This is a genomic window from Haloarcula sp. CBA1122 (assembly GCF_009741785.1).
Lineage (GTDB): Archaea > Halobacteriota > Halobacteria > Halobacteriales > Haloarculaceae > Haloarcula > Haloarcula hispanica.
In genome coordinates this window covers 1-6794 of the sequence record NZ_WPCB01000088.1, presented here as the reverse complement: position 1 = coordinate 6794, position 6794 = coordinate 1, and the positions used below count along the sequence as shown (strand labels likewise).

The following is a 6794-nucleotide window of genomic DNA, read 5'->3' as shown; positions in this document are numbered from 1 at the left end:
CCTCGCTGGCCGTTGCCCTGCCGATGGGCGTCGTCGTGGCCGTCCTCACGACCCGGGACTACCGCGGTCGGAAGCTCGTCGACGCCGTGGCGATGGCCCCGCTGGCCGTGTCTGGCATCGTCGTCGGCCTCGGCCTGCTCCGAGGCCTCGTCTTCGGCGTCGAAGTCGGCGACACTCGTCTCGCCGTCGGCGGCGGCCTCGCCATCGTCGCCGCCCATGCCGTCGCCCGGCTACCCGTTCGTCGTCCGGACGGTCGCGCCCGGACTCGAGGGAGTCGACCACACGCTGGTCGAATCCGCCCGCGCGCTCGGCGCGCCGCGTGCCAGAGCGCTGCTGGACATCGAACTGCCGCTCGTGTGGCCAGCGGTCATCGCTGGGGCCGCCTTTGCGTTCGCTATCTCTATCGGGGAGTTCTCGGCGACGATTGTCCTCGCCTCGGGAACGAACCAGTTCACGATGCCCATCGCCATCGAGCGGTTCATCGGCCGCCGGCTCGGTCCCGCGACAGCGATGGGCGTCGTCCTGCTCGTGGTCACCAGCGCGAGCTTCCTGCTCATCGACCGGCTGGGGGGTGACGACGTTGGGTTCTAAGGAGTCGCCGTCGGACAGTGCTGCCGTGAACCGGACCGCCCCGCCGGCCGTCGAACTCGACGGCGTCACCAGACGCTACGGCGAGACGACCGCCGTCAAGGACCTGTCGCTTTCCGTTCGGGACGGCGAGTTCTTCACGCTGGTCGGCCCCTCCGGCTGCGGGAAGACGACGACGCTCCGGCTCATCGCCGGCTTCGAGGACCCGACGCAGGGCGAAGTCCGGTTCGGCGGCGAGTCCGTCACCGGCGTCCCGCCGGAGGGCCGCGACGTGGGCGTCGTCTTCCAGAACTACGCGCTGTTCCCGCACATGACCGTCGGGGAGAACGTCGCCTACGGCCTCTCGTTCTCCGACCCGCCCGGCGGCGGCAGCGACGAAGCGCGGGTTCGTGAGCTGCTGGAGCTGGTGGACCTCGACGGTATGCAGGACCGGGACCCAGACACGCTCTCTGGCGGCCAGCAGCAGCGGGTGGCGATGGCCCGCGCACTGGCCCCCGGCCCCGACGTACTCTTGCTCGACGAGCCGATGAGCGCGCTTGACGCGAAACTCCGGGAGCGCCTCCGCGTGCAGGTCCGCGAGATTCAGCAGGAACTGGGCATTACGACGATTTACGTCACCCACGACCAGGAAGAGGCCTTAGCTGTCTCAGACCGCGTGGCAGTCATGCGAGACGGGACGCCGGAACAGGTCGCGCCGCCGCGGACCATCTACCGCGAGCCGGCGACAGAGTTCGTCGCCACCTTCGTCGGCGACAACAACGTCCTCAGCGGTGAGGTGACGGCAGTTCGGTCGACCGACAAGGTTGACGATTCCAGCGACGAGAGTGGACGATCCATCGCGGACGTGACGGTCGACAGTACGACGCTCTCAGTGGCCCTGGATGGTGACAGCGACCCGGAGGCCGCTGTCTCGGCCGGGGACCGGCTCACGTTCTGTGTGCGACCGGAGCGGCTTACCCTCGATGCCGACCGGAACGCGCTGACGGCGACCGTCACGAGCGCGGAGTTCCTCGGGGAGACGACGCGCGTTCATCTCGACTGGGAGGGTCGAGAAATCCTGTTACGAGCCGAAGACCCGCCGACGGGCACGGTGACAGTCGGCTTCGACCCGGCGGACGCACACACTGTCGACAGACAGTAGTAAGCTACCAATCCTCACGCCCACGCCGGAATGGAGCCTGTTTTAACCCACCTGTGGTTATCGCCGATATAAATATGACACGCGGGGCCGTCGCAGGTGGTCGGCAGAGGCGTATCGGAGCGTGTCGACAGGGCTGGCGGGAACACCCAGCTTCAAACCAAAGCCATGTCGGAGTCCGGCCAGCTAGGCGCGACGGGGTGCAGTGATGGTCGAGTTCGAACCCCGGCTGTTCGACGATATCGACCCGTCTGAGCGGCCGTCGCTGGGTGCCGCTCTCGTGCCGATTGCGGGAATGATTGTGTTCCTCAGTGTGGGCCTCATTGCCTTCGACTTGGACCCACAGTTCCCGCTGTTCTGGGGGATCGCCTTCACCGGCCTGTTCGCACGGTATCACCTCGGGCTGACGTGGGAAGACCTGTACGACGGGATCGCCAGCAGCCTGCTCATGGGCATGCGGGTAATTCTCATCATGTTCACCGTCTACGCGCTCATCGCGTCGTGGATTCAGGCGGGCACGATTCCCAGCCTCATGTACTTCGGTTTAGAGCTATTCACGCCGACAGTGTTTCTCCCAGTAGCGGCCATCCTCTCTGCGATAATCTCCTTCGCCGTCGGCTCGTCCTGGACGACGGCCGGGACACTCGGGGTGGCGCTCATCGGCATCGGTTCGGGACTGGGTATTTCCGAGCCGATGACCGCCGGTGCCATCCTCAGCGGGGCCTACACGGGGGACAAGCAGTCCCCGCTCTCGGATACGACGAACCTGGCCGCCGCAGTGACAGACACGGACCTGTACGAACACATCAACGCGATGCGGGCCGGCACGCTCGTCGCGTTCACGATTGCCGTCCTCCTGTACGCCGGCCTCGGACTGCGGGCCGCTGGGGCCATTCCTACTGACCGGGTTGCGTCCATCCAGGCGGCAATCGAGGGCACGTACGTCGTCTCGCCGCTCGTATTTTTACCGGTCGTTGTGACCTTCGGGCTTGCGCTGCGTGGCATCCCCGCACTGCCGACGCTCGGAACGGGCGTGTTCGCTGGCGTCGCAACCTCGATGCTCGTGCAGGGAACCGGGTTCGGTGCCGCCTGGTCGGCCGCACAGTCCGGAACAGCGCCGGAGACGGGCATGGAACTCGTGAACGGACTCCTAGAGAGCGGGGGGCTGACCGGCGGCGCGTGGATCGTGACGATTGCGATTGCCGCGCTCGCGCTGGGCGGACTGCTCGAACGAGCCGGCGTGCTCGCGGTCCTCTCTCACCATCTCGGGCGACTCTGTCACAACGTCGCGAGCCTCACAGGCGTGACCGCTGTTTCCGCTGTTTCGATGAACATTCTCGCAGCAGAACAGTACGTGAGTATCGTGGTACCGGGGATGACGCTCGGTAATCTGTACAACGAACAGGGGCTCAAGAGTCAGAATCTCTCCCGAGCCATCGAAGCGTCGGGAACGACGACGAGTGCGCTCATCCCGTGGAGTAGCGGCGGTCTGTTCATGGCCGGGACGCTCGGCGTCCCGACGCTGGAATACGCACCGTACTACTTCTTCGGCTTTCTCTCACCGCTCGTGCTTCTGTTCATGGGGGTCACCGGCTGGCAGATCGTCTATGCGGACCGAACCGACGCCGAAAGCACGCCCGGACAGTCCGGTAGTGCCGGGCCGGTGTCAGCAGGCGAGGACTGATTCGCCTTGCGCTGCCAGCAGTCGTGAATGTGTGATCGTGACTGAACGCTGGCGGCCCTCGCGTGCGCGTGCGCGCGAAGCCCTGATAAGTCCACAGCCCCTACGTTAGACGATGACACCACAGAAGCCATCCGCTGACGGCGAGCAGGCTGCCGACGGTCGGGCGACCGACGTAGGCCCGGCGGTCGACTACGAGACGGTGTCGGTACCAGTGCTGGTCGTCGGCGCTGGCGCTGCCGGGGCGCGGGTCGCTATCGGACTTGCCGAGAACGGTGTCGAGCCGCTGGTCATCGGCAAGCGGGATCACGGCGACGCACACACGACGTGGGCCGCCGGCGGCATCAACGCCTCGCTGGGGTCGCTCGACCCCGAGGACGACTGGACGATTCACGCCGCCGATACGCTGGACGAAGGCCACTTCATCAACGACCCGAAAGCGGTCGAGCTGACGACCAAGCATATGCCCGACCGCATCCGGGAACTCGACGATTGGGGGATGGCGTTCGACCGCACTGAGGACGGCAAGATCAATCAGCGCTACTTCGGCGCGCAGTCGTTCCGCCGGACCTGCTTCGTCGGTGACCGCACGGGCGAGGCGATGCTGGACACGCTCGTCGACAGGGCCCAGTCGCTCGAAATTCCCTACCGCGACAACGTGATGATCACGCGGCTGCTCTCGGACGGCGACCGCGTCTACGGGGCGGCCGGCTACGACATGGAGAGCGGCGAGTTCATCCTCTTCGAGTCGGATCACGTCGTCCTGGCGGCGGGTGGCTCCTCCGCGCTGTATAACCGCCACTCCTCGCGCGACGAGGAGAACAACGGCGACGGCCCGGCGCTGGCGCTCGAAGCCGGCGCGTCGCTGATGGACATGGAGTTCGTCCAGTTCCACCCAACGGGGATGGTCGGCGACCGCTACGGCGAGGACTGGGACGGCCGCCTCGTCACCGAAGCGGTCCGCGGGGAAGGCGGTCGGCTGCTCAATGCCGACGGCGAGCGGTTCATGGAGGAGTACTCGCCGGACCAGATGGAACTCGACGCGCGCGACGTGGTGGCCCGTGCCATCGCACAGGAACTCCGCGAGGGCCGTGGGACCGAGAACGGCGGCGTCTATCTGGACATTTCCCACCGCGACGACGAGTACATCAAGTCCCGACTGCCGCGGATGTACGAGCGGTTCATGGACCTCGGCGTCGACATCACGGAGGAGCCGATGGAAGTCGCGCCGACCGCCCACTACTCGATGGGCGGCGTCGACATCGACTTCGAGACCGGGGAAACCGGCGTCAGTGGGCTCTACGCTGTCGGCGAGACGGTCGCAGGCGTCCACGGCGCGAACCGCCTAGGCGGGAACTCGCTCGCGGAGACGGTCGCCATCGGCGCGCTCGTCGGCGACCACGTCGCGGCGCAGGTGACAGGCGACGACCGCGACGACGCCCTGCCGGCTGGTCAGCGTGCCATCGCCGAGCGCGAGTTCCGGTCGCTGCAGGAACTGGCGGCGTCGGACGGAGACGAGACGCCCGGAGGGCTACTCGCGGACCTCGGCGACCTGCTGTGGGAGCACGCCGGTATTCTCCGTAACGGCGAATCACTGTCGGACGGCCTCGCCGCGCTCGATGCCCTTCGCGAACGGACTGGGGACATCGGTATCGACGGCGACCGGACCAGCCTGTCGTTCGAACTCGCCGTCGATCTGTTCTTCAGCCTCACGGTTGCCGAGGCCCTGCTGCTGAGCGCACGCAAGCGCGACGAGTCCCGCGGCGCGCACTACCGCACCGACGCGCCCAACGTGGACCCCGAGTGGCGGCGGAACATCCTCGTAGACCGCGGCGATACCGGGCTCGAACTGACGACTCGCGGCGTCGCCGAACCGAGCGACGAAGTCAGCGAGGCGGTCGACGTCGGCTACGAACTCGACTATCACCACCTCGAATAGAGCGGTCCACCCAACAGTCCGCCTGCGGTTGCTCTTTTAATCTCGATAGGCGCAGTGGAAGCCGGCGACCTGCTGGTAGAACGTCGGAATCACGTCCGTTCGAAGGTCCACGTCAGGGTCGTCTTCGAACTCCTGGCGCGTGAACTCCCGAGCGTCTTCGATGGCCGCTTCGACATGGGGCGGGACGCCAGGTTCGTCAATCGTGCCGATGTAGGCCCAGATGAACGCCGCCTCCAGCGTGTCGAAAAACTCCGAGGGCGGTTCGAACGTGGGTTCGCCGTCCGCCGCGATTCGGTTGTACGTCCGGCTGATGAGGACGCTGCCGTCGTCGAGGCCGTGGTCGGCGAACGACTCCGTGGTCGTACACTCTTCGTCCCCGTCGTAGTCCCGTGCAGTGTCGCTTGACATACCTGGATAGAGGATTGGTAACTAAAAGTAACCGTCCGGAGTGTGTCTCAATACGACACACCCTGGATGGTTTTTACGTCACTGAAATTCAAGGCGGTCCCAGCCGATGTTCTATTCACTGTGGCACCGACCCGCCGAACCGTCCTCGCCAGCGGCGGCCCCGCACTCGGGAGCCTCACCGCCGTTTCGGGGTGTCTAGGTGCCGACGACGACGCGGACGTGTCGTGTCCGCCGTCTGTCCCGACGGACGCGTCACTACGCCTCGGGTTCGTCGGCGACGTGATGCTGGGCCGGAGCGTCGACGAACGCTGGCGCGATGCCCCCGACGGACCGACGGCCGTCTGGGGGTCGATGCTCGACGAACTCCAGTCACTCGACGGGCTGGTGGCGAACCTCGAATGCTGTCTCTCGGACCGCGGCGAACCGCGGCCCGGCCGTACGTTCCACTTCCGAGCGAGCCCGAAATGGGCCGTGGCCGCGCTGGACCGCGCCGGCGTCTCCTGTGCCGGACTGGCGAACAACCACCTGTTCGATTTCGGACCGGCGGCACTCACGGACACGCCGGCTCACCTCGCCGACGCTGGCATCGCCTCAGCCGGGGCCGGCGTCGATAGCGAGACAGCATTCGAGCCGGCGTTCGTCGAGATCGGCGACCTCTCGATCGCCGTCGTCGCCGTCACTGACCAGTCACCCAGCTACGCCGCCGACGGCGACAGTCCCGGCACGGCATACGCACCGCTGGACCCGAACCACCCGCTGACTCGCCGCCGCGTCGGAGGCGCGCTGGCGGCGGCCCGCGACGCCGACCCCGACCTGCTCGTCGTCACCGCTCACTGGGGGCCGAACTGGGTGACCGAACCGGGCGAGACACAGCAGGCCTTCGCCCGTTGGCTGGTGGACAACGGGGCCGACGTGGTCCACGGCCACAGCGCCCACGTCATCCAGGGGGTCGAGGTGTACCGCGGTCGCCCCATCATGTACGACACCGGTAATTTCGTCGACGACTACGCGGTCAAGGACGGCTACCGCAACGACCGGAC

At 66.7% G+C, this 6794-nt stretch carries 5 protein-coding genes and 1 pseudogene; 5 read left to right on the top strand and 1 reads right to left on the bottom strand.

Annotated features, from left to right (window positions below; translation table 11 throughout):
• The 4 genes and pseudogenes from GJ630_RS18975 to GJ630_RS18960 all read left to right on the top strand — a co-directional run.
• A pseudogene (locus tag GJ630_RS18975) lies at positions 1 to 591 on the top strand (ABC transporter permease); the annotation flags it as partial.
• 25 nt (positions 592 to 616) lie between these two features.
• Entirely contained in the window at positions 617 to 1729 is a 1113-nt protein-coding gene (locus GJ630_RS18970; protein WP_371727959.1) for an ABC transporter ATP-binding protein, read from the top strand.
• Positions 1730 to 1934: 205 nt separating this feature from the next.
• A complete protein-coding gene (nhaC, locus tag GJ630_RS18965; protein ID WP_191450720.1) occupies positions 1935 to 3410 on the top strand; it encodes a Na+/H+ antiporter NhaC in 1476 nt (491 codons plus the stop codon).
• 112 nt (positions 3411 to 3522) lie between these two features.
• Positions 3523 to 5346, top strand: a complete 1824-nt coding sequence (locus GJ630_RS18960) for an L-aspartate oxidase (protein WP_191450719.1) — start codon at positions 3523 to 3525, stop codon at positions 5344 to 5346.
• Positions 5347 to 5382: 36 nt separating this feature from the next.
• Here the strand turns inward: GJ630_RS18960 and GJ630_RS18955 are convergent, their stop codons facing one another.
• Entirely contained in the window at positions 5383 to 5754 is a 372-nt protein-coding gene (locus tag GJ630_RS18955) for a hypothetical protein (protein WP_050037708.1), read from the bottom strand.
• A 120-nt stretch (positions 5755 to 5874) separates the two neighbouring features.
• Here GJ630_RS18955 and GJ630_RS18950 point away from each other — a divergent pair.
• Positions 5875 to 6794 (top strand): CapA family protein (locus tag GJ630_RS18950; RefSeq protein ID WP_371727956.1); only part of this gene is annotated, 920 nt, incomplete at its 3' end.

Coding starts and splice junctions, on each gene's coding strand:
- nhaC (WP_191450720.1), top strand. CDS start 1,935: ATGGTCGAGTTCGAACCCCGGCTGTTCGACGATATCGACCCGTCTGAG.
- GJ630_RS18960 (WP_191450719.1), top strand. CDS start 3,523: ATGACACCACAGAAGCCATCCGCTGACGGCGAGCAGGCTGCCGACGGT.
- GJ630_RS18955 (WP_050037708.1), bottom strand. CDS start 5,754: ATGTCAAGCGACACTGCACGGGACTACGACGGGGACGAAGAGTGTACG.